The sequence below is a fragment of the Legionella nigrisilvae genome (assembly GCF_977063395.2).
Genome location: NZ_CDRUGZ020000011.1, coordinates 865,612 through 889,302, shown reverse-complemented (window position 1 = coordinate 889,302; position 23,691 = coordinate 865,612). Strand labels below are relative to the sequence as shown.

Below are 23,691 nucleotides of genomic sequence, written 5' to 3'. Positions count from 1 at the left end.
CTTAAATGAATTCCGTTGAATAGGTTTTTATCTGTTTGGTTTCGGATTCAGAGATGATATGTTCGACCATCAAATCAATGTTTTCATGAATCAAACACTCTTTTTGAACTGTTTTCAAAGTTCCAAGTTGCCCATACAATATAAGCATTTGCAACAAGGTTTTCTCGGTTTTATTTTCTTCAATTTTATGTTTGAGTTGTTCGGGGTCGAGAATTTCCATCCTGATCTGACCCATGGGTTCTTTTTTGACCACTAAACAAGGCAATTTATTTTCACCTTGTAGGACAATTTTAAAGCCATGATCCATGACAGCAAATAATGAATCTATCTGAAATTCAGGTTGTTTTAATCTATCTAAAAAAAGATGTTGATCGTTTTTAGCTCTAACGTTAACTCGTGCTTTATTGAAAAAAGAAGCTAAATACATCAAAGAACCTTGATCATGATGAATTGTGAGTGTCTTTTCTCCATGTGTATCTACAGTAGCAATCAAAGGAGGAGTTACGCCACGGGGTACATTAGTATTATAAAAAGCAATAGTAGAATTGGGGGTGCAACACATTACTAAATTGAGACTTGCGGTTTTGTGCATATGGAGTAAGCTGGTTGTGTTAACATATCTTCCTTTATCTGCTGAACCGCTTTCTTCTTGTTTTGCCCGATCATAAGAGCGTTTAACAACTTGGGAAACATCATCTAAACAAGCACAAACTACAACAGAATTATTATTTTTTTCTACTAAAGCCTTTTGTGAGGATTTATAGGTCACGCCATCAATAATTACATTGGGTCGTTTGTCTTTTTGAGCTAATATACGTTCTTCTACAAGCTCACTAATTAAGTAGGCGCTGTCTTGGGTGCGAATAAAGGCCTGTTCTGTTTCCTGTTTTTCAAAATCTTCTGTAAATGGCAGAAATATACCTCGATAATCATCTGTAGCCAAGGACACATAATCTTTTCGGTTTTCTTTAGTAATATACAAATTGGAGATGGTACTTTTACCGCTCGCTGCTGGGCCTAGAAAAACAAAATCACGATTATCACTCAATGAATAAACGGATTTTTTTTCCAGTTTATACTTTTGTGCAAAAGGGTCTAAGTTCTTATCCAAAAACATGGACATTGTTTTATTGACCAGTTTTTTTTGGACCTTATTTTTTTCCATTATTAAAAAAGATGCGAATTTGGATTCGTATTCGATACTGTCCGTACTTAAAGTAGGGTGTAATTGTTGTATTCTTTTTTGAGCTTTATTAATACAATTTTGATGTACTTCTTTCTCATTAAGTGAATCAGGAATACTTGACCAATCGATTAGGAGCGAATAGCTTAGGTCAGCATCCATGATGTCATGAAATAATTTTTGTGCGAATGAGTTTACTTCCTCGGTATCCACTCGATAATCGGTGATTAATCGCGCAGCAAGATGAAGCATCAAAGCGGTTTGCATTCTGGGGACTAGCACATCAGTCAACCACTCTTCATGGGCGATATTAGCATGACTTAATTGTTCCTGAATGTCACCTTCCATAAAATGGGGTTGTAATATACGATTGTACGTTTCCTGCAACACTCTTTCCCGAGGGCTCCATCGATTAAAATCCTTCAGTGTTAAAATATGCCTCATATTGAAGTGAGCTAAAGCAGCTTCCCTTACCTCACTTAATCGCCCAGGAACCAACTTAAATGAACCCTCAGGAAGTTGTAGCTTTTCACCAGATAATTTAGGGGATTCCACTTCAGGTCTTAATGATTCTAAGGAAAGCATTTTATGACCTGAACGAACGTGTCGTGTGATTCTAATGGTGGGGAGTTTTGTTGAAGGGTTTAATTGAGCGGCTGAACCGGATTTCAATTGATGAGAATGCAAAATATCAAGTAATGGCTTTTCCTCGGATGAATGTGGTGTGGTATGTTCCTGTTTAAGCGGAGTGGGTAATTTCACTGTGGTTTTAGACAAAGATCCATCATGCTTTTTGTTATAAAATTTAATGCCGGAGCTAATTATTTCTCGAGTAAACTCACTAACTCTTTGAACTTCTTCATCTAAGTTCCCGGGAATAACATCAAGTATTTCGTTATTACGATTATAAAGAATGGTCATGACATAGTCTTCAGGATTGACATGGGTGTAAGCTATTTCACCCAACTTTGTCTTTCCTACAATTTCTGCAAAAGGTTGTGAATGAAATGATTCCTTACCACGAACAATATAGAGAATCTTTACCTCGTTCATACCACCAAATTTAATTGCGACATCAAATTTATCCGTAACTGAGCGTGTTCCGTCCACGCCTGTAGTTGCTAATGTTGAAGCTGTTCCAGAACGTATTTCATGTTTCTTAATATTATTTTCTTGGCCAGATAATAAATGACTGTCAGCGGTATATTCACCAGTACGGGTCATTTTTTTTGCAAAAAGGACCGTTTCCTCTACAGAGTCAGAGAAATAACCTCCTCTAAACACCACAGGGGCTTGAGTCATAATTAATTTATCATTTTGATAACTTCGCACTGTATAATAATGATGAACATCATTTTTGAGAGACGTTGTAAGTCGCATTTTAAGCTGCTCTCTAAAAACAATATGGGCAGGAATAATAAAACCTGATTTATCGGTTAGAAAAGAACGATCATTTTTATTTTTTATATCGCGGACTGAAACAAAATCTCTATCATTAACTAATCCACTGACTAACTCCATCAAATGCAATTTCCAAACTTTTTCTCCATCACTACTGTCGGCAATGTATTGAGTTAGCTTTTCTCCAGAAGAGTTGAGTATGATCTTTTTGATGAACTGTTCAAAATTACCTGCCGTCGAAGGGAAATCATCTCCAGGTTTTAAAAGCGGCGTGCTGTTATAAAGACTTTTAAGCTTTTTTAAATGCACTTGTAAAAGCTCTATTTTTTTATCTAGTTCCTGGTCTTTTGCATTTGGATTCTCATCAAGGGTAGCGATTAGTGCTGTCATTTCTTTCATTAAAGCACCAACATCCTCAATTTCTTTTTTAAATTCCTCATTTATTTCTTCATGTTTTGTCAATTGTTTAATCCAGCTATCCATGGCGTGGTTATAACGTTGACATGCTCCTGAGACCAAGAGATCTTTTAAGCGATCTAAATTTCCTTGATTTAACCATTGATAAAGATTAAATTTATATCGCTCATCCTTAACCAAATCGGCCGCGGGTAAATGAGATAAAAATAAGCTTGTACCGACATCACTTTCTAAAAAAGCGATACCCTTCTCTTTTAATGATCCAGTATTCAGTGCAATAGCCCCGGTATGACCCCTTTGAGATGTGATTTTCAACAGCTCCGGTAAATGACTTTTTAGTTCTTCCTCAGTGGTTTGTTCGTCCAAAGTAAAAGGACACTCACTGAAAGGGATTGATGCAGTCAGTTCATTCCCGGCGAGATCAACGACCGTATAGCTCAACTCATTTGAAAGTAAGGTGACATACAATATATTGGTTTGTAATGGTTTTTTCGGTGGCTGTAAACTTAGATCATAGCTTATTGCTTGGAAAAAATTTGCTAGGGATTTACTTTCGATTTCTTTGGGTACTTCAACGTGATGGTTTTTTATCCTGCCATTATTGTACTCTGCGGCAAGATATTGGGTAAATGACTGAAGAAAAGATTCATATAATGGTTCATTTGCCATGTACGTTATGAGCTGATAATAATCATCTTCTTCCGTTATTTTGTTGAAATCAGGAAAGCTTGTGTCTAATTTGTTTTGTACATATAAGAATTCAGTAAATAATTCATCGAATTGCTCAACAGTGATAATTCCTGCCAATTTTAAATGCTCTAGACTTAGTTCTTTCGATTTATTACGGGTTATATGTAGTGCAAATTTTTGTACAAAAAGGGAATAACGTGGATTATTCTGTAATTTCTCAATAGCATTTTGTAAACACTGTTGATGAAATACATCTTCTCCTATGCTCTGAATTATTTCATTTTGAATATCAATTTTTTGATTTTGAGCATCTTGAAGAATGGCCAGAGCAACCTCTGGAGCGATATTATCCCATTGGTAGACTATCGCTTCTCTTATTTGCTGTGAATAACTCGTAGCAGATAAACCAATTGCACTGCGTAAAGTACGATGATATTCATATCGCGGGAGGTCGCTAGAAGTCAAAGAGTCGAAGTTTATACGTTGCTTTGAGTATATTCTCGGCATAATTATACCAACGTGTACAATTAATAGACTAACAATTTAGCATAAAATTATTAAGATTTTATTAATATAGACCTTTTTTCGAGGAGTAGAGGCAATGGCAAAAGGAGTTGGTAAAAAAGAATGTGGTTCAATAGGTTGCGGTGCTTATCAAAAGCTACTGTTTAATGAGTAAGACGGGGATTTTGGAAATTCGCATGACATCCTCTGCAACACTTCCGGTTAGCAAATGATGAATTCTACTACGACCATGAGTGCCTATTACAATTAAATCAGCAGAGAACGCAGTTGCTTCCTCAACAAGTTTTTCCGCAATTTGTGATTTAGAAGGAGTTAATTGGGTGAGTTTCATTTCAAACTCAATTTTCGAACGACTAAGAATTTTTTTCATTGAGTTTAAAACTTCCTGTCCTTGTTTTTTTGTTAACTCAACAAAGGAGTCCCGATCAACATCCCCTTCATACAGAGTATCAATGATATGAACCACACATAGCTTGGAATTTTGATTCTTCGCAAGTTTAATGGCTTCTTTTAATGCGAGAGTGGATGAATTAGAATCATCAACGGGTACTATAATTTTTTTGTACATATCTGAGACTCTTACCAGTATTATATATTTAATAATACATTAGCTTTGCTTGCTTGCAATCATTCCTCTTGTTTATCTTTAATTCTTTATAATTTTTTGCAGTTATATCGTGTTTATACCCTCTGAGTCAGGCCGTCTAACCCAATTGATGAGCCACTTGCCTTCATTGGTTTTTTCAAGACAGACGATTGTTCCTGGTACTAAGGCAATAATAGACCGTTCTCCATCTAGAAGTACTAGTTTACCAATTAATTTGCCCATAAAAGGCATATGCCCGACCAGCATGAGGTCATGAGTTTGTTGATTTATTTCGTTGGCTATAGGGTTTACATCATCAAGTGGTGATAGTCCATGGTGCAATTCAATTGTTTTGGAAAGATTTGAAGCTAATATTGCCGCAGTTTGTTCTGCCCTATGTTTACCACTATGAAATAAATGGGCGATTTCTATTTTTTGTCGAGCAATAAAATGACCTAAGTTCTCAATATCAGCAGTTCCTTTTTTACTCAGGGACTGTTGAGGATCAATTTCTTTTTTTAGACTTTCCCCATGCTGCACGAGATAGATTTTCATGGCGGCTCCTTGCTACCCGAAATTTTAGTCTAATTATAGTCTAATGAAATTATACCTTAAAGCATTGACGGGTTATCTATAAAAGAAAAGAAAAATTTTAGTCGGAAGAAGAGTTCAGATGACGCTTGAATGCATTTTCAAAAAGATTATTTATCTATTATGGTTTGTTTATGACATCTATATATAATTTTTCCTGTAGCAATCTCAATGATTTCTCCTTCTGCCCCTGAATGCTCTAAATCACATTTTTCAGTCAGAAGTATCGTTAAAGATTCAATATTTTCTCCAGTTGTTGAGGAAATAATTGTATCCTCAATTTTAATCCTGGCTTCATAAGGATCGCTATCTTTAGCTGAGTCCATATTCCCCTACCTCCAATATCATACCCACTATATACATTATAGTGCAAACTTCTTCGGCACTTAGGAAAAATTCCAATCTCTTTTGTTAAAGCTGTTCCAGGAAGCTTAGACTGTGTCTAAATGGAATAGATCGTTTGTGTTAAACAGGCACAGGTGGTAAATCAATTTTAATTGTTCCTCCCCATGCAAGTCTTAGCGCATTTGCAATAGCAAACACATCAATTATTTCTTGAAGAATTGCACCAGCCACTGGAGTAATATAGCCAAGAGCGGCGAAGCTCATCCCAATGATACTAAGGAGCATACCCCCAACAGCACTTTGTAAGGCAATCTTACGGACATTCAAACTCAGATGAATTAATTCATCAACTTTTTTCAATGTATTTTCCATAATTACGGCACCTGCTGCTTCAGAGGTAATATTGCTGGATTGTCCGAAGGCAATACCTACGGTTGCCGCTGTAAGGGCAGGTGCGTCATTAATGCCATCGCCCATAAATACTGTAGGTGCTTTTTTTCGTTCCTCTCGAACAATGGCGAGTTTTTGCTCAGGACTTTGTGAGGCACGAATTTCTTTTAGATTTAACTGGGCCGCTAAATATCGTACTTCGGATTCCCGATCACCAGAAACGACCATTATTTTTTTAAATTGATGTGACGGGGTTAAGTGACTGATAAAGGATTTGCCTTCTTTACGAGGAGCATCATGAAAAATTAATGAAGCTGCGAATTGCTCATCGTAGAGAACAAGGCATTCTAATCCTGGAAATTCTGGTGGAAGTTCATTTGCAGATTGAGGCTGTTTAAGCAGAAATTTATTGCGACTAGTAACATATATATTATGGTTCGCTATGATGCCGGACAATCCTTGCCCCGGTTTTTCGGAAACATGAGAGGCTTCTAGAAATTGTAGATTGCGTTCTTGAGCTGCTTTAAGAATGGCGGGAGCAAGGGGATGTTTTGAATAGCGTTCAAGACTTGCTATGGATTGTAAAATGATATCGGCAGTAAGGTGGGTATTTTTGGCAAGATAAATTTCTGACAACGTAGGTTTCCCATAGGTTAGAGTGCCGGTTTTATCAAAAATTGCAGTCTGACATGTAGGCAATTGTTCAAGAACGGTGGGATCACGAATAATAATACTTTGTTTTGCAGCCATTGAAATGGCGCTAATTAAGGTAATAGGAATTGCAATGAGTAAGGGACAGGGTGTAGCAATGACGACCACAGCAAGAAAACGCATTGCTTCTCCCGAGAAGTACCAAGCAGCACATGCAAAAATCAAGGCTAAAGGAGCAAAAATTGCTCCAATTTGATCTCCTAATCGTCGTAAAGAAGGTTTTTTTTGTTCTGCTTCTTTAAGAACTTCGACAATCGCTGCATATCGTGAATCAGAAGATAATCTCGTCGCTTTAATGGTTAGGGGGGAATCCCCATTAATTGCACCGGAAATTACAGCGGTTCCCGGAGCTTTGGACATCATATAAGGTTCACCAGTCAAATAAGATTCATCCATAACCCCATGACCCTCGAGAACGATACCATCAACCGGGCAAATTTCATAAGGATATACCACGATATTATCATCAACCCGAATATCAGCTAATGTGATGTCTTCAATTTGGTCTTTAACTTTTCGATGAGCTTTAGTAGGCATACGCTGTGCAAGAGCCATCAATACCGAAGAAGCTTTACGCATCGCATATTGTTCTAATGTTTGTCCGCCAGCCAACATCAGGATAATCAACGCCACCGCTAAATATTCATGCAGAAAAGTACCTGCGACGAGTGCAATTGCTGCCAAGGAGTCGGCCCCTAAATTTCCTCGAATCAATTTGAATATAATTTGTAACAATAAGGGTATCCCACCGATGAATATAATAATCAATAAAGGGATTTCTGCTCGAGGAAAAGCCATTATTTTCATTATGATATATAGAGAAATTGCAGCGAGGGATAGGAAAACCAAAATCATTTTCCATTTTGAAGTCGTAAGACTGGAGAGGTCCATTGTTTCTGATTTTAAAATTTTATATCTTCAATCATAGTTAATGGGAAGTAAGTATTCAAGCCTGGGTGTCTGGTAATCTAGGCATGATCCGAGAAATCTGTGTTAGGAAAACCTGGGCTTCGCTACGCTTCACCCAGGCTGCCGAGGATTAATTACATAGGCTTTTATAAGCAGCAACCAAGCTGTTTGGATTGGAAACAGGTAAGTCTGTATCCGCACTCCACATAATGGCGCCTTTAAGTTGTTTACTCTTAATAAATCTACATACAGACTTAACTACCTCTGGTGATTGATAGCCAACAAATTGTTTGGCTGTTGAATTGTAGAGGTAAGAACCAGTAATGAACGAATTATTGTTTTGATCCATGGCATTTATATGAATAATCTTGTAATTCAGCTGTTTCACCAATTTATCCACGGATTTATAAGGCAATAAACCATCTTGAATTGAATATTCAGAGGCAAAATGACTGGCACTTGTCCAAGGTTGTTCAAAACCTGGAAGGGCGGTGTTGTCGCCTGTATTTACCCCTGAAAAACCACGTCCGTAGGCAGCTAAACCTACTTGTAATTTGGCTTTGGGCATTCCATATGCGAGAACTTGTTCGGTGATGGAATCCGTTGCATAGTTAATCGCAAATTCATCTTTACGGCTGGTATCGGGTTGCTTCAGATAAGCATGAACTGCGGTATAAGGATCACTGCTTTGTGACCAGGGACCATGTAAATCATAAGTCATCAAATTAACGCTATCAACATAATTTGCGATTTGTTTAAACCAACCACCATCTACTGATTGGTTAATCTTTTCCAAATACTCTTTATTTACGGTAATGGTTACTGAAATATAAGCATCTTTTCCTAAAGTTTGACGACTGGCTTTGACTAAATCAAAAAGGTGTTTGTAGTCAGCCAATGTATTTGCATCAGGAGGTAATTGACCACCTGTTTGTAGATCAATAGGGGGTTCGAAATCATAATCAATTCCTTTTAAATTTTTAAAATGATTCATCCATGATTTGAATTGATTTAGGAATTTATTTTGATTAGCAAAGATGGCTGCAAATGTCGCAGTACTAATTCCTTTATTATCCGGGGTATTTGCTCCACCAATGGCAATAATTCGTTTTGCGGTATATTTATTGGAATTTATAAAAGCACCAAAGCTGTTAAGTTGCCCTACACCTTTTTGATCCGTGTAATTAAATAATTCTTTTTGGCCTGTATTGCCATTCATTTGTACCGAAGCACAACTTCCTTGATTCGCGGTGCAAAAATTAAGAAAATCTTTAGTCTCCGGAGGCAAAGGTGATATCCATGAACCCTCAAGAGGCAACTCACCCCAGAGATCAGCAAAATGCATTAAACCATCCCAACTGGAGGGAATTTGGTAAAGGGCTTGATTGGGATCCTTACTATTCCAAACTTGTAGAAAACTCCAGGCGATGACATCAGCCTTATTAAATTGAGCAACCATTTCAGGATTAGAAACATAAGCCAATTGTCCATAGGGACGACCAATTTTATAAGCACCGTCATATTCATAAGGGTTTTGCCCATACATGGACCAATTGGTGGTGTATAAGGTTAAAGCAGCATTTGCTACAGCGGGAATAAGAAACACAGAAAGAGTGATTATTTGTACAATTTTCTTTAAAGTCATTATCTTCCTCCAATGAGACAGGAAGTTAAATTTTAATCCGTATGATTAATAAATAACCACTGTCAATTATGACAGGGGTCATAATGTTAATAATTGGAATTCCAATGCCTTTGCCAAAGATTGGTATTTATTTTTGGTTCCTAGTTTTCTATTGATTTTTTGAATATGAAAATTAATCGTTCTCTCACTGATCTCAAGACGTTGCGACATCTCTTTAACAGAACACTGTTCAGCAATTAACAACAAGCATTGAATTTCGCGTTGAGTTAAGTGAAAGGATTCTTTTTCGCTCACCTGATCTAATAGATGCGTCTGAATGTAGTGATAGTAAAGATGTGCTGCGACAAAGAATTCATATTGAGCTCGGTTGTCTTTCAAATGACATTGTTGGTTTTGCATTTGTACTAATAATAGGATTGCAAAATTATTATGCGGACCATGAATTGGAATTGATAAACCTGATTCCGCACCGAAGGCGATCGAGTCTTCTCGCATTTTTCGTTCTGAGAAAGTTGTTGCCTGTGCTAATTGTTGCTTTAAATTCCAATAAATAGGCAAGTGATTATTATAAACAAAATTCAGTGTGCTATCGATATTTTGGTATTGCTCCGCAAGATAATGCTGGTGCCAGGATTTGAAATTGGCAGAACACATATCATATTTTAAACGATTCGCTGAATTGGGGTGATAGGCATAATAAGTGAACGAAAAGGTTGTTATACCTTTCTTGCTTAAATAAGAACCTAAGGCATGATCACATTCAGATAGGGAGGAAGCTTGCACCAATTCATTTTCTAATAATACAAGCAAATTACTCATATCGATTCATCGCTCTATGGGTAATAAAAAGGAGCGCTAGATTGGCTGCAAAAATATAGAGAAAAAAACCGGAATAACCTAGTTTTTGTTCTATCCAACCACTAAAAGCGCCAAAAAATACATAACTTAAAGCCATGATTGAAGTACAGATAGTATACATAGACATTGGATAATTACTTCTATTGGCAATCATTAAGAGATAGCCCATATAAGTCCCATTAGCTAAGCCTACTGTAAATTGACTCGACAAAATGACTAAATAGATTAGTACTTGATGTACACGAAAAAAAGGAAATAAAAGAAAAAGCGAATGGCCTAGAAGGAGGAATAATGTCACATTTTTTAGGCACTTTTTGAGGGCATAACGTGTAATAAGCCAGCCTGAAACAAAGATCCCCAACATCAGAAATAGACTGCCAAATATACCATAGAGCTGGCCAACTTGAGATATATTGAGTCCTAATCCTCCTTTATCTAACAAATATAAAGGAATAATTTTTTGCATTTGCGCTTCGGAAAAATTGTATAAAAAGATAAAGAGCAGTATGGAATAAATTTGAATATCGAAAAGAAGTGTTTTAAAAATTGTCCAATAATTCAGATGAAACAAGTCCACTTTGTTCTGGATTTCCGGGATTTGGGTTTTATGAAAAAAGGTAAGTAAAAATCCAATAATGAATAAGGTAAAGAAAAATATTTGCCATGCATTAAGTTTATAATATACAGCTACACCGCCCATAAGAGCTAACAATCCACCTTTAACAAGTAAGCGACCCATTTGATAAAAAAAGCTGCGGAATGCCACATATTTTTTTTGCTCCTCATCATTTAAATTAAGCAAGTAGATACCGTCAGAAACAATATCATGGAGCGAAGAAATAAAAGCAAGACCCGCAAAACCGATTGAACTAATCACTAGAAAATAGGGATTTTCGACACAAAATGCCAATAGCATAAAAATTAGAGATATAAAGGTTTGAGCATACAATGTTAATTTTTTTTTCGTAGCAACCTGTTCAAGAAAAGGAGCGAAAAGAGGCTTAATTGTCCAGGGTAGCATGAATAAGCTGGTTAGAAATGCTGCTTGGGTATTACTCATTCCATATTGCTGGTACATAATGGTTGAAATCAAGGTAACAACCACATAGGGTATACTTTGAAAAAAATAGAGACTGGCTATCCATTGGTAATTGGTAGATACGGAGGAAAACACGGTTAGTTCCAAATTGATCATTGCGCACATTGTAACATAATTGTACATCAATAAAAAATGAGGGCTTAACCCTATTATTGACCGATTTTATTGATCCTTTACTTAGATGGGTTCCATTATAATTTGATATTCTAATTCAGAAGAAACTTCCAGTTCCTTTTTCATTTTAGCAATATAGACATCCAGAGGCAGATCTTGTTCTTCTGTATTTTGAATTATTATGTTCCGGATGCGTTCTGCAATAAATAACATATCCTGAGCACAAACGGTCTTGACTTTATATTTGAAAAAAGGATTCTCATTAATATATGAGATCATTTCCTTCATGTTTGCAGGGACTTTTACCTCGACTATGGGTTGGGCGGAATATAATTCCATATAGATGCTTTCTTTCTCTAAATTAGGAACACTGGGGCTAAGCAGTCGAGCCAATTTTCGCAAATGTTCTGATAGATTTGTTTTTAAGGACTTAACGTCCTTCAACCATGCAGCAAGAGAAAACGAGTTATCTTCCATCTGATAGGCTACATTGGATTGATATATATACCCCCAAACTCCTTGAGATGTTTTTTCACAAGCCAGCATGACATAGGAATGTCCTGGTATATCAATGCGAACAACTGTTGGTAAGTTCTTCTCGAGCTCTTTGTCCAAATTCGGAAGAGGGGTTTTTTCCTTCTTGGAGATAATCATTGCATCCCCAGTCATTAATGTACAAAATGCATTTGCAATATCACCACAGCCAACAGGGGCAAAAATAGCTTGTTCTATAGAGATATTGAGTAAATTATTTTTTTCCATTGTTAACAGAATGTTAACTGTAGATTCCAAGTCTACACCGCAAAGAGCTAAGTAGAGTTTAGCATCTGCTGCGCTATTAAATCGTTTCTTATACGCGTCCAACACAAGTTTTCGAAATATGGAATCAAAGTGATCGAGTGAAGAGTAGTTAGAGGGGGCGAAAAAAGCAGGTTTGCTTTGCATGGAAATGGAATGAAGTTATATATTGTTATACAATATTGCAACTTTTTGATATTTGTGGCAAGAATTTTAATTAATTAAATATTTATTATGCTTAAATCGAATTATAAATTTTTTATAGAAATCAATACTTTTAAGATCCATGTTGAATCGATACTCAATCGGTTGAGAAAACAAAGGGATCCTAATGTAATTCATGCAATTCAGCTTATTATTGATGGAAAATCGCATGATTCCATATCGGTAGAAATTGCGCTTTTAGAGGATCTTCTGAATCACCCAGAACACTTTATCAAGAACATAAATACTGAAAGTAAGGTAAATATTTGTGCTGAAGTTAAAGGAATTCTCGAAACTTTTATCCTTGAGATTAACGAGGAAGTAGGTGCTACTAGGCCCTGGGCACGCGCTTGAAAAAAGTAGTTACGTGCAAAGTTACTGAAATTGTTCCATTTCTTCAAGTAGGTATATCGTCTTCCTCAATCCAATAATCACTAGGGCCACCTGGCGGTGTAGGACGTCTTGGCATGGGGGTAGGATGAAATTTTGCTCCTTGTTCATTTCCTGTAATACGAGTAGTTTCTTTTTTCCGATGAGTAGTGATCGTTCTATTTAAAGTATCAATTAAGTTTTGTTCTTTAAATAAAAATAACAGATCGTCATCTCCTAGGGCGTCATCTAGTTCGCATTTGCCCACCATGAATAAATTCGCATCATTTTTATCATTAAAATTGGCAATTCTTTTCTTTGCATTCTCTATTTTAATAAGTACGTGGAATGTAAACTGAATGAAATTGAGATCCCCATTTCCCTCCGCATATTTTGCATAGGAAACAGAGATATTATCCCTATTAAATTCTTGTAATAAATCAGAATCATCATAGAGCCTGAAGATAATTCTTTGCTTTTCAAGCTCAGAGTGAGCAATTTTCTTTGCGATAAAAATGCGTGTGTCACTTAAGTCACTAAATTCGGCAATTACTTTTTCTTCGCCTCGAGCAAATTGGGCGGTAATTTTATATTGCATAAGCCCATGAATCAGTATTGAAATGTATCTTTAAACAAACCAGAATAAAAAAATAGCATCATAAATTAATCATATTGCGCAAATATTATACTATAATAGTCTAAGGTTTGTAAAGTGATACTTTACTGAAGTATATATTCTTATTTATGAAATAGGACAGAGAATTTTTACCCAAGGAAAGGAGAACTTAGTGAAAAAATTTGTTTTGGTGTCTTATGAAAAAAATAGATTTGGTTGTGGTAAAGCCTGCCCATTTAAGTAGTAAGCAAAAATCCGATTATGTAACACTTCATCAAGAGTATTTATTTTTAGACAAGGAGACTTTACTGGATTATGTGGCTCCAAGAGATTATGTACTTTTATTTTACGATAAGAAAACAAAAAAACTCGTTTCAACCATAGGTGTTTCTATAATACATTTTAAAAAGGATGTGCTGGTTTATTTTGGAAACGTGGTTGTTGATACCTCTTATAAGCACTCGGGTATTATTTCATATGCCATGACAAAACACGTTTTAAAATTATTTTTATTATATCCTTTTAAGAATAAATATTGTTGCGGTTTGGCTTCATCGTCGGGTACCTTGGAATATTCTCTAAAATACCCTCCTTCATGGCCCAATCCAAAAGAAAAAACACCCCCTCATGTCATACAATTAATGCTCGATACCTTAAAAAAACTAAACATTGATAGATATCGAATAGAACATGGGAATGTAATCACCTATAACTTATCTGAAAAAATAAATTCTACCTTTCACAAACAGGCACGTTCTTCTTCTAAAATGGATAAGTACTTCAATAAAATTAATCCTCATTCTGAACAAGGGGAGCAGGTTTTTTTCCTAAATCCAATTACGATCCAAAATACAGTGAATCTTGCAGTACGGGGATTCCATAACCATTTGATAAAACACCCTAAACTTTATCACAAAATCATGAAATGTAAGGCTACGAAACCTCTTTATACGATTGTTCTTTTAACTATAACAATGATAAAAATCAAATTAATTAAATAAAAAAGGAATATAATTTAAAAAGATGAGGAATATCGAAATGACAAGGAACTATTATGGAGCATGAGCAGTTTGATTATCGGAACGCTTTTACTCGTAACATCGGTTGGCTTACTGAAGAAGAGCAAGTTTTTCTTAGAACAAAAAAAATTGCTATCGCAGGACTTGGTGGAGTGGGTGGAATTCATTTACTCACCTTAATTCGTCTAGGCATTGAACAATTTCATCTTGCCGAGATGGATACTTTTGAAATCCAGAATTTTAATAGACAAGTTGGAGCGACCGTTGATTCTCTTCACCAACCAAAAATGGATGTACTTGTCGAAATGGCTAAAAACATCAACCCCAATGTAAAAATTACCTGTTTTAAAGAAGGTATTAATCAACATAATATCAATGAATTTCTCTGTGGGGTGGATCTCTATGTAGATGGTTTGGATTTTTTTGTTTTAGATATAAGAGCCCAAGTATTTAAACGCGCTTATGAAATGAATATTCCGGCAATTACTGCGGGGCCTATAGGAATGGGGACGTGTTATTTAGTGATAATGCCAGGTCAAATGACGTTCGAAGAGTACTTTCAATTTAATGGGTATCATCTCAAAGACCTTCCAGTACGATTTTTAGTTGGACTCAACCCTAAGCTATTTAATCGCCATTACTTAGTTGATCCGAGCCGTGTTAATTTTGATTTAGAAAGGGGGCCCTCAACGATAATTGCCTGTCAGTTATGCGCCGGCGTCATGGGTGCTGAAGCGTTGAAAATATTACTTCACCGAGGTACTATTTATGCATTACCAAGATATCATATATTTGACCCGTATCTATGCAAACATCGTATAGGGTGGATGCCCTGGGGAAATCGAAATCCAATACAAAGATTGAAAATTGCTCTAATGAAAAAACGCTTAAGTTCTTCGAGTCTAGAAAAGGGCGATTTTTTATCGGAAACCTCCACAACAGTTGAAAAAATTTTAGAGCTTGCTCGATGGGCACCTAGCGGTGACAATTCACAGCCCTGGCGATTTATACTGGTTAGTGCTTCACAAATTAGAGTGGTAATTAATAATGAAACGTCAACCAATTGTTATGATTATGGAGGTATACCTACCTTAATTTCAGGTGGATTCTTGCTTGAGACATTAAAAATTGCTGCGAGTTTATTTGGGTTGGAGATTAAGTATCAAATCGAATCTCACTCAAGTACACAACACCAAATTTCAGTTACATTCCATAAGAAATCTAGAATAAAACCAGACCCATTAGCTTATTGCATCAAAATAAGATCGGTGGAGCGGGGTATTTATAAGCGATTAAAATTAACCAGTAATGCCAAAAAGCTTTTAATCGAATCAGTAGGAAATGAGTTTGATATTATATGGCTAGAATCGCTGAGAGAGAAAATTTCTATAGCAAAACTCACCATGTTGGCTACAAAATTACGTATGACAATGCCGGAACTTTTTCCCATTCATCAGCAAGTATTCTCCCCCGAAAATCGAGCCAAACAAGGCATACCGATAGCTGCTACAGGTATTAATCCTTTAACTCAACGAATCATGAAATGGGCCCTTAAATCATGGTCTCGAATTTCGACTTTAAATAAATTAGGTGCAATACAAACCAATCAATTCGAATTAGACCTCCTTCCAAGCTTATTTTGCAGCGCTCATTTTTTTCTTATTCCCAAAAGCTCAATTGATGAAAACGAGTATTTTCTTAAAGTGGGTGCTGCTATGCAACGATTTTGGTTAACTGCTACTCAATTAGGTTTAGTCATGCAACCTAACTTTGCACCACTCATGTTTCAATATTATGCTGATGCCCAAACCGAATTTTCACAATTAAAATTCTCACAGAATATAGCTCTTAAAATCTCCAAAAATCTACGTGCACTTTCTCATGAAAATACCGTCTTATTTCTTGGTCGAATCGGATACCCTCAGCAAAAACAAACCAAGGTACGATCTCTTAGAAAATCTGTTGATGATCTTCTTCTCAAAGAGAACCCATGAAATGTAAGGAACCTTAGGACTGTTTGATTATTTGCACATAATTTGTTCCATCTTCACCAACGACTACCCCATGGATTTCAGTGGCAAAACCTGGAAGCACTTTTCCTATATCATCTAACATAAGTAAAAAATCAAGAATCAATTCGCAATCATCTGTGATTTGTTCTCCGGGCATAATTAAAGGAATACCAGGAGGATAGGGCAAGATCATGACAGCAGAAATTTTATCTTTTAATTGTGCTAAAGGTATAAGTTGTGTTTCTTGCCGAATAAGCTTTTGAAATGCCTGATGAGGGGTCATAACTACTTTAGGTAGTGTGTCAAAAGCATGGTACATCACCTTGGGTAAATGATGCTTTAACATCAAATTATGAAGGGTGTTAGCCAGGCTTTGAATGGACATTGTTTCATAAAAATCAGGATGTGCTTGATGCAGTTGCGGGATTACGATTTTAACTGGCGCGTTTTCATCATAAAGTTGTTTGAATTTATTTAAAGCTGCCAATAGAGCCATTGATTTGGCTCGAGTGATTCCTAGGCTAAATAAAAACAACATCGAGTAGGGACCGGTTTTTTCAACAATGATTCCATGAGATGCAAGAAACTTTTCCACAATAGCAGCGGGAATACCCCAAGCATCGAGTTCATCATTCTTGATTCCTGGTACTAGAACGGTCACCTTAATTGGATCTAAAAATAAATGATCTTCGTCGACTTCATGAAAACCGTGCCATTTTTCGTTGGGTTTTAAGGGGAAACAAGATGCTTTGTTTTCTAAGGCCGGTTGCCATACATCAAAAAACCAATCGGGACTTTGTGTTTTCAATCGTTTTATTTCTGTTCGAAAATCCAATGCCAATTCAATTGCCTCATTGATTAAATCATAACCATGGGTTCCTGCCATCATCGCAGCCGAAACCTCGCAACTTGAAACAAGAGGATAGAAAGGCGAAGTACTCATATGCATCATATAATTCGTGTTCAAAATGTGTTCATTATAATTCCCTTTAATGTGGATCATGGATGATTGGCTAAAAGCGGCTAATAGCTTATGGGTTGATTGGGTTTCAAAAATGACTTGATCTTTTTGAGGCATTAAACTGAGCCCGAATTTTCCAGCATAGATAGGATGGAAATGGGTATATGGAACCCAGGCGCTATCAAAATGTAAATGCTTTACTTTGAGCTGATTTTGAATTTGTTCAACCTTATAAAGTAAACCATCATAAGTAGAGTTCGTGATTACAGCATAAGTAGGCCAGGCTTCTGCTTCGGGATGTTCTAGAATTTTGTCGTGAATTGCTTGTTCAGTATATTCCGATTTGGGAATTCCTCCCAGTATTCCATAAGTGTTTCGTGTAGGTTTCAAATAAATGGGAATGACATCGACCATCATTAAGAACTGGGCAATCGATTTATGACAATTCCGGTCCACAATGACGGTATCTCCCGAAGTTGCCGAATACATACCTACTATTTTATTGGATGTTGATGTACCGTTGGTTACAATTAATGAACGATCGCTTTTAAATACATTTGCTATAAATTGCTCGGCTTCACGTTGAGGGCCGGAATGCTCCAATAAGCTTCCGAGTTCTTCTATTGATACTGAAAGATCGGCGCGAAAAATATTTTTACCATAAAAATCATAAAATGCAGCACTGGTTGGATTTTTTTGAAATGCAGTTCCACCTAAATGTCCTGGAGTGCAAAATGCATAATTTAATTCTTGCACATAATGCATAAGTGCTTTAGTGAAAGGGGGTAAAATTGCATGCCGGTATTTTTCAATGGCGAGCAATATGCGTTTGAAATCATCATGTGCCAAATTAGCATCATATTGCAAAAAATCCAAAGTAAGAACAAAGTCACTGAGATTAATGTCAATTGATGCATGCTTATTGGTCATGGCAAAAACAGGTAATAACTTATTATGATTTGAAAAATGATGTAAATCATCAAATCCAAAGTCATCCCAATCATAAAGAATGGTAACAATTCGTGGATTTAAGCTGCTTACATCGTAGGCATCTTTTAATGAAGTACATAGGGTAATCTCGTAATTTTTTTGTATTAAAAAATTTTCAAGCATACTGATAAAATGCTTTTTGTATTCTTCAATCCCTTGCGCATACACAATAAGAATATGATTCATCGGGTGTCCTTTTACCTCAATTAGTTTCCAAAAATGTACTTTAGCCTATTCGACGTAAATGGTATATTTTTTATGAATTTTAAGAACTATGTGTCTCAATAAAGTTATGGATTTCGGGAATAATAATGTTGCGGAATTTCTTGCCGTTAAATAATCCATAATGTCCCACTCCTTCCGCAAGAAGATATTTTTTCATGGAGTCAGGTAAATTTTTACATAAACCTAGAACCGATTTTGTTTGCCCGACTCCCGTTATATCATCTCGCTCACCTTCTATTGCCAGAATGGAAGTGGTTTTTATATCGTGTAAACGCACATTATGACCTCGCGATTTATAGCGACCCGTGGTGAGCAGTTTTTCTTGAAAAACTGTATTTATTGTTTGCATGTAAAATTCAGCAGTCAGATCCATGGTTGAAAAATATTCGAGATAAAATTTTATTATCTTAAAGGCGGCTTCTTTTTGATTGTCTGCGTAGCGATCAACTGCCTTTTGAAGTGATTCCATATGACGCTGAAAATTCATACTCATAAAACCAGCAAGTTGCATAAAGCCAGGATAGACAAGGCGCATCGCACCTGGAAAACGAGAGGGGACAATCGAGATTACATTTTGTTGAAACCAGTCATCTCCTCGAGAAGCTGCTAACTCGTTTAGTGAGGTAGGGGATTGACTCGTATCAATTGGTCCTCCCAGTAATATTGCTGTGCGGGGAAGATTGGGTGAATTATTAGTAGACATGAGTGCAACGGCAGCTAAAACAGGAACTGTTGGCTGACAAACTGCCATAACATTTAAATTGGGTGCGAGCAAATTAAAATAAGAAATAATGTAATCAATGAAATCATCCAAATCAAACGAACCTTCAGTTAAGGGTACATCACGGGCATTTTTCCAATCCGTAATATAAACATCGTATAAAGGCAGTAAATTTCTAACGGTGTCGCGTAGCAGAGTTGCATAGTGTCCTGACATGGGCGCAACAACAAGTAATTTAGGCAAATTCAAATGTTCCGCATTAATTTTTTTAAAACGAATTAGATTACAAAAACTTTTTCTATCAATGAGTTCCTCTTGAACATCGTAATACTCATCTTGAATTTTGACGTCATTAATTTCAAATTTGGGTTTGTCGTATACATTAGTAATAATGTGAAAAATATAAGAGTAGCCCGATAACCTGCGGAAATGGCTGGAACTGGCCTCTATAATTTTTTTCAACGCTTTTTGATCATCAACAGAAGCATAGGGAATATTAACGGGTAAATTAATATTGTCAGAAATTCTGCGCAAACGTTTTGATACAGTGTCAAAATAATCTGAATAAGGTTGGAGTAAACGCATATTAAAATCATAGATATTGTAAAGATAACGATTATCAAGAGGATTAAAAAACATGTACGTACCTCGCATATTTTAGAATGGTGCAACGCAATACTAAATTAATATACATAAAATTATAAAATAGCAAATCTTTCTATTTTATATCAGTTTCAGAGTGCTAACGTTTCGACCAACACTGAGCATAATAATAACAGTCTCGGATCTCTTCTTGGATTACAGGCGCAGGTATCCCGGCCCGAAATGGAGCGATAAGCATTTTAGTACTGATAAGACGTTGTTGAACCAGGGTTATCAGATTATGTGCGTTTTGTTTCGGTTTTCCGTAGAACTCGGTATTCAAGTGGGTCTTTAATTCATCAGCTTGTAAGATGGAGTCTAGAGTGAACGCGTTCTCTGATTGCAGTAATACCTCTTCCAATAAATGAGGATTTTGTGCCATATTTTTTTCCGCGACGGTAATTGCCTGACAAAATCCATCGAGCATAGTACGACTAATTATATCCTCCCCAGACATATTGAATAAATCAGGGATTATTGTATGGGGTAGAAGGGGGCCTACCAATTTATCAAAGGGGAGGGCATAACCATGGCGATAATGATCACGATAGTTTTGTCCAAAAAATGAATAACTGATCTTCTTAGTCGGAGAAAAACTGGGATCATCCAACGCCAACGTATCAGCATGACGCCCTTTGTAACTCAGAATACCCGCACAACCAAAATCCACAATTGCAGCGCGTTTGCTTCCATCACTTTCCACACAATAGCCTGAATTGAGCAGTTTGGAGTTTAATATATCCCATAAGTTAAAAACTAACGCCACTGCATATAATTGGCCAAGAATTTTTGCTTCTTCTAAAGTGAGTGATAAATTTGCTCGTGTAGGCAAGTAATTGCGATCAAATAATGGGGCGGTTTTGATTGTTTCTTTTTGTGATAAAAATTCAGAGAAACCCTTGATGAATTTCGAGATGACCCCAATTGAGCGGTCCTTATCAATATGTAGATGGTTTTCGGGGACGACTAGAATATCGGCAAACATTTTTTTTGCCAAACGTGGAATCAAAACTTCGAGGAAAGCACCTTCAAGCTTTATTGAAAAAATATGTTCCATCGCATCAAAAGAAGGATTATTTAATTCTTCTTGAGAAAGATATCCTTTGAATACATCGTTTACAGTTAAGGCATCTGGTTTTTTTATTAGATAATAAGCACCAAATGAGTCAGATAATATTTTTTTTTCGGTAATCCCCTTTGATAAGGATGAAGCAATTTGAGGGGGTAACTCTTCTTTATTTACTTCTATGAGTTCGATATTATGAGGAAGCTTTGGCATGATTGATCTCCCCAAAAAAATACTTAAAATCAATCGCATCCTCACTCGAATGCGATTTAAATGATAGCTATGAAGAACTAAGCTCCCATGTATTGACCACCATTAATATCCAAGTTAGAGCCAGTGATAAATCCTGCTTCCTCACCGACTAAAAAAGAAACTGCATTGGCTATTTCTTCTGGTTTACCTAGTCGTCCAACAGGAATACCGCTTGTAATCTTATCGAGTACTTCTTTTTTTAACGTAGTAATCATCGATGTTTCAATATAGCCAGGAGAAATAGTATTTACTGTAATTCCTTTATTTGCAACTTCCAAAGCCAAGCTCTTGGCAAACCCAAACAAAGCAGATTTTGTAGCAGCATAATTGCATTGACCAAATTGACCTTTCCGACCATTAATTGATGAAATACAAACAATACGCCCATAATTTTTCTCAATCATAAAGGGAAGCACATTCCGTGTAATATTGAACGTACTCGTTAAATTCGCATCAATTACTTGTTGCCAATGGTGAGGTTCCATTTTTTTTAGGTTGACATCACATGTAGCCCCGGCATTATTGATTAAGATATCAATACGGCCAAAACGCTCAATAATTGAACTGGTGAGTGATTCACAATCAGAAAAATTAACCTGATTAGCAAAGAGAATTTCGATATCATGTCCGGATTTTTTTTGAAGGGTTTGCCACTGCAATACTTCATCATGCTTACCGTTTTTAAAGTAACAAGCAACTACTTTATAATTCGTTGCGAGACGTCTACAAATTGCAGTACCTATTCCTCCGGTTCCTCCTGTAACAACTGCTATCTTTTTCTCCATGCATGATTCTCCTGGTGAATTGGATATTACTTCTTTTTAATGCTAGATTAAGTGGGTTCGATATTATTCAAAAATTTATCGTAAAATGACTAGTTAGCCTTTACCTTGGCCGAAGCTGGGGTAAACCCTAGATTAGAAAGCGAAATAGAATAAGGAGTTCTAATCACTTTTAAATCATTTTGTTTTGCTCTGCGGGAAACGTTATGATTTTTGCTCGGTATTTATATTTTTTATGTCAAGGAAGTAACGATGGATTTTGCTAATTCGGCTGTTTTTGTAGTGGATGATGATCCAGAAATTTGTCAATCATTCCGTTGGTTATTTGAGTCTGTAAATATTCCAGTACGCACATATGAAAATGCTGAAGCGTTTCTTGATAGTTATGATTCCATGCAAAAAGGATGTTTGATTATCGACGTGCGGATGCCGCTTATGAGTGGTTTAGAATTGCTCGAGCATCTTAATGCATCCAGAAATCAGCTTTCCATCATCATGATCACCGGCTATGGGGACATTCCAATGGCTGTACGAGCAATGAAAGCCGGGGCTACTGATTTTATTCTTAAGCCTGTAAATCATCAGCATTTGCTCGAAATTACTCAAAAATGCCTTAAAAAAATCCACTCACATTATCTTCAACCGCAATCTGATTTTTATGAACGGTTAGAACGTTTGACTAAGCGTGAGCGCCAGGTGATGGATTTAGTAATTGAAGGAAAATTAAATAAACAAATAGCTCATACCCTTGATATTTCTATATCTACAGTAGAAGTTCACCGTGCGAACGTGATGCGTAAAATGGGAACTAAGACTCTAGCTGAGCTTATAAAAATTAATTTACTCCATACTCTGGTGGTTACTGAGCGTTCTGACTTTTTAATCGAAACGTCATAATGTGTTTGAGTTTGTTAAAATAAGACGCTTAAATAACCATAATGATAAAATAGTTTTAATCTGGCTAAAAAATGATATTATCTGGTTTTTTAGATATCAGGAATATATTATGGCAAGATTTCCACATAAAACTGCTTTTGAGCTTCGTCAATATTTTCAGGGTTTAGATTTGCCCCATTTAATCAAAATTAATCGAGAATATGGACCTCATTTTATTTCGATTGAAGATAGAATTGACCAACACAAGGCGACAATAAAAATTTTATCGGAGCGTTTATCAAAGCTTAAAGAGAATCAACGAGCACATGACCTAAAATTTGAAAAGGTCCTAGAAGAGGAGGCTGGGTTTCAACAAACCCTTAAGGGAGTGCTTTGTGACACGGATCATACTGACCGATACCTTGGAAGACAAGCGGCAGGTTTTTCTCCCCTGACTTCTTATGAACATCATGCACTGACTCTACTCACTGAAATTGCACAAACTTCTGAGAGAGTAAGTGGCTTGAATCAATCTATTGCGGATTTGGAGCAAAAGAAAACTGCTGCCGTGGATGAATTAAGAATTTTAAATAGTATTATTGAGGAAAAGAGACGGGTCTTAGAAATAGAACAAAAGTCCGCCTATAACCCCTCTTAGTTTGCAGTACTGAAGTTTTTGAATGTACACAAAAGA

19 protein-coding genes are annotated in these 23,691 nt (G+C 36.3%); 5 read left to right on the top strand and 14 right to left on the bottom strand.

The window, feature by feature from the left end; genetic code table 11:
* Position 1: 1 nt before the first annotated feature.
* The 9 genes from ACWTE2_RS03955 to ACWTE2_RS03915 form a co-directional block, all read right to left on the bottom strand.
* A complete protein-coding gene (locus ACWTE2_RS03955; RefSeq protein ID WP_454784240.1) occupies positions 2-4,198 on the bottom strand; it encodes a zeta toxin family protein in 4,197 nt (1,398 codons plus the stop codon).
* Positions 4,199-4,352: 154 nt separating this feature from the next.
* The gene (locus tag ACWTE2_RS03950; RefSeq protein WP_454784239.1) at positions 4,353-4,784 is read right to left on the bottom strand and encodes a universal stress protein; all 432 of its coding nucleotides are present in this window, start codon (positions 4,782-4,784) and stop codon (positions 4,353-4,355) included.
* Between the two features lie 102 nt (positions 4,785-4,886).
* A complete protein-coding gene (gene sixA, locus ACWTE2_RS03945) occupies positions 4,887-5,357 on the bottom strand; it encodes a phosphohistidine phosphatase SixA (protein WP_454784238.1) in 471 nt (156 codons plus the stop codon).
* A 146-nt stretch (positions 5,358-5,503) separates the two neighbouring features.
* Complete coding sequence (locus ACWTE2_RS03940; protein ID WP_454784237.1) at positions 5,504-5,719, bottom strand: hypothetical protein; 216 nt, start codon at positions 5,717-5,719, stop codon at positions 5,504-5,506.
* A 139-nt stretch (positions 5,720-5,858) separates the two neighbouring features.
* Positions 5,859-7,730 (bottom strand): heavy metal translocating P-type ATPase, encoded by a 1,872-nt coding sequence (locus tag ACWTE2_RS03935; RefSeq protein WP_454784236.1) that lies wholly within the window; start codon positions 7,728-7,730, stop codon positions 5,859-5,861.
* Positions 7,731-7,878: 148 nt separating this feature from the next.
* On the bottom strand, positions 7,879-9,393 hold the full coding sequence (locus ACWTE2_RS03930) for a glycosyl hydrolase family 18 protein (protein ID WP_454784235.1): 1,515 nt from the start codon (positions 9,391-9,393) through the stop codon (positions 7,879-7,881).
* Between the two features lie 78 nt (positions 9,394-9,471).
* The gene (locus tag ACWTE2_RS03925) at positions 9,472-10,212 is read right to left on the bottom strand and encodes a helix-turn-helix transcriptional regulator (protein ID WP_454784234.1); all 741 of its coding nucleotides are present in this window, start codon (positions 10,210-10,212) and stop codon (positions 9,472-9,474) included.
* Positions 10,205-11,446, bottom strand: a complete 1,242-nt coding sequence (locus ACWTE2_RS03920; protein WP_454784233.1) for an MFS transporter — start codon at positions 11,444-11,446, stop codon at positions 10,205-10,207. The genes ACWTE2_RS03925 and ACWTE2_RS03920 overlap by 8 nt, the downstream gene beginning before the upstream one ends.
* A gap of 81 nt (positions 11,447-11,527) precedes the next feature.
* The gene (locus ACWTE2_RS03915; protein ID WP_454784232.1) at positions 11,528-12,331 is read right to left on the bottom strand and encodes a hypothetical protein; all 804 of its coding nucleotides are present in this window, start codon (positions 12,329-12,331) and stop codon (positions 11,528-11,530) included.
* A 165-nt stretch (positions 12,332-12,496) separates the two neighbouring features.
* Between ACWTE2_RS03915 and ACWTE2_RS03910 the strand changes: the two genes are divergently transcribed.
* Positions 12,497-12,820 carry a hypothetical protein gene (locus ACWTE2_RS03910; protein WP_454784231.1) on the top strand — a complete coding sequence of 108 codons (324 nt, stop codon included), beginning with the start codon at positions 12,497-12,499 and terminating at the stop codon, positions 12,818-12,820.
* A 43-nt stretch (positions 12,821-12,863) separates the two neighbouring features.
* Here the strand turns inward: ACWTE2_RS03910 and ACWTE2_RS03905 are convergent, their stop codons facing one another.
* A complete protein-coding gene (locus tag ACWTE2_RS03905; RefSeq protein WP_454784230.1) occupies positions 12,864-13,433 on the bottom strand; it encodes a hypothetical protein in 570 nt (189 codons plus the stop codon).
* 215 nt (positions 13,434-13,648) lie between these two features.
* Here ACWTE2_RS03905 and ACWTE2_RS03900 point away from each other — a divergent pair, with 215 nt between their 5' ends.
* Positions 13,649-14,452 (top strand): hypothetical protein, encoded by an 804-nt coding sequence (locus ACWTE2_RS03900; protein ID WP_454784229.1) that lies wholly within the window; start codon positions 13,649-13,651, stop codon positions 14,450-14,452.
* Positions 14,453-14,505: 53 nt separating this feature from the next.
* Complete coding sequence (locus ACWTE2_RS03895; protein WP_454784228.1) at positions 14,506-16,464, top strand: ThiF family adenylyltransferase; 1,959 nt, start codon at positions 14,506-14,508, stop codon at positions 16,462-16,464.
* 13 nt (positions 16,465-16,477) lie between these two features.
* On the opposite strand, the gene ldcC is transcribed toward ACWTE2_RS03895, so the two are convergent.
* The 4 genes from ldcC to phbB all read right to left on the bottom strand — a co-directional run bounded on the left by ldcC (position 16,478) and on the right by phbB (position 22,124).
* Positions 16,478-18,619, bottom strand: coding sequence for a lysine decarboxylase LdcC (gene ldcC, locus ACWTE2_RS03890; protein WP_454784227.1), 2,142 nt, complete (start codon positions 18,617-18,619; stop codon positions 16,478-16,480).
* A gap of 79 nt (positions 18,620-18,698) precedes the next feature.
* On the bottom strand, positions 18,699-20,018 hold the full coding sequence (gene phaZ / locus ACWTE2_RS03885) for a polyhydroxyalkanoate depolymerase (protein WP_454784226.1): 1,320 nt from the start codon (positions 20,016-20,018) through the stop codon (positions 18,699-18,701).
* Between the two features lie 103 nt (positions 20,019-20,121).
* Positions 20,122-21,300, bottom strand: a complete 1,179-nt coding sequence (locus ACWTE2_RS03880) for a hypothetical protein (RefSeq protein ID WP_454784225.1) — start codon at positions 21,298-21,300, stop codon at positions 20,122-20,124.
* A 77-nt stretch (positions 21,301-21,377) separates the two neighbouring features.
* Entirely contained in the window at positions 21,378-22,124 is a 747-nt protein-coding gene (gene phbB, locus ACWTE2_RS03875) for an acetoacetyl-CoA reductase (protein ID WP_454784224.1), read from the bottom strand.
* A gap of 249 nt (positions 22,125-22,373) precedes the next feature.
* On the opposite strand from phbB, the gene ACWTE2_RS03870 reads away from it, so the two are divergent.
* Complete coding sequence (locus tag ACWTE2_RS03870) at positions 22,374-23,018, top strand: response regulator transcription factor (RefSeq protein WP_454784223.1); 645 nt, start codon at positions 22,374-22,376, stop codon at positions 23,016-23,018.
* Positions 23,019-23,127: 109 nt separating this feature from the next.
* A complete protein-coding gene (locus ACWTE2_RS03865) occupies positions 23,128-23,655 on the top strand; it encodes a hypothetical protein (protein WP_454784222.1) in 528 nt (175 codons plus the stop codon).
* Positions 23,656-23,691 lie beyond the last annotated feature (36 nt).

Coding starts and splice junctions, on each gene's coding strand:
- ACWTE2_RS03930 (WP_454784235.1), bottom strand. CDS start 9,393: ATGACTTTAAAGAAAATTGTACAAATAATCACTCTTTCTGTGTTTCTT.
- ACWTE2_RS03870 (WP_454784223.1), top strand. CDS start 22,374: ATGGATTTTGCTAATTCGGCTGTTTTTGTAGTGGATGATGATCCAGAA.
- ACWTE2_RS03895 (WP_454784228.1), top strand. CDS start 14,506: ATGGAGCATGAGCAGTTTGATTATCGGAACGCTTTTACTCGTAACATC.
- ACWTE2_RS03950 (WP_454784239.1), bottom strand. CDS start 4,784: ATGTACAAAAAAATTATAGTACCCGTTGATGATTCTAATTCATCCACT.
- ldcC (WP_454784227.1), bottom strand. CDS start 18,619: ATGAATCATATTCTTATTGTGTATGCGCAAGGGATTGAAGAATACAAA.
- ACWTE2_RS03865 (WP_454784222.1), top strand. CDS start 23,128: ATGGCAAGATTTCCACATAAAACTGCTTTTGAGCTTCGTCAATATTTT.
- ACWTE2_RS03910 (WP_454784231.1), top strand. CDS start 12,497: ATGCTTAAATCGAATTATAAATTTTTTATAGAAATCAATACTTTTAAG.
- phbB (WP_454784224.1), bottom strand. CDS start 22,124: ATGGAGAAAAAGATAGCAGTTGTTACAGGAGGAACCGGAGGAATAGGT.
- ACWTE2_RS03935 (WP_454784236.1), bottom strand. CDS start 7,730: ATGGACCTCTCCAGTCTTACGACTTCAAAATGGAAAATGATTTTGGTT.
- sixA (WP_454784238.1), bottom strand. CDS start 5,357: ATGAAAATCTATCTCGTGCAGCATGGGGAAAGTCTAAAAAAAGAAATT.
- ACWTE2_RS03955 (WP_454784240.1), bottom strand. CDS start 4,198: ATGCCGAGAATATACTCAAAGCAACGTATAAACTTCGACTCTTTGACT.
- ACWTE2_RS03905 (WP_454784230.1), bottom strand. CDS start 13,433: ATGCAATATAAAATTACCGCCCAATTTGCTCGAGGCGAAGAAAAAGTA.
- ACWTE2_RS03880 (WP_454784225.1), bottom strand. CDS start 21,300: ATGCCAAAGCTTCCTCATAATATCGAACTCATAGAAGTAAATAAAGAA.
- phaZ (WP_454784226.1), bottom strand. CDS start 20,018: ATGTTTTTTAATCCTCTTGATAATCGTTATCTTTACAATATCTATGAT.
- ACWTE2_RS03900 (WP_454784229.1), top strand. CDS start 13,649: ATGAAAAAAATAGATTTGGTTGTGGTAAAGCCTGCCCATTTAAGTAGT.
- ACWTE2_RS03925 (WP_454784234.1), bottom strand. CDS start 10,212: ATGAGTAATTTGCTTGTATTATTAGAAAATGAATTGGTGCAAGCTTCC.
- ACWTE2_RS03940 (WP_454784237.1), bottom strand. CDS start 5,719: ATGGACTCAGCTAAAGATAGCGATCCTTATGAAGCCAGGATTAAAATT.
- ACWTE2_RS03920 (WP_454784233.1), bottom strand. CDS start 11,446: ATGATCAATTTGGAACTAACCGTGTTTTCCTCCGTATCTACCAATTAC.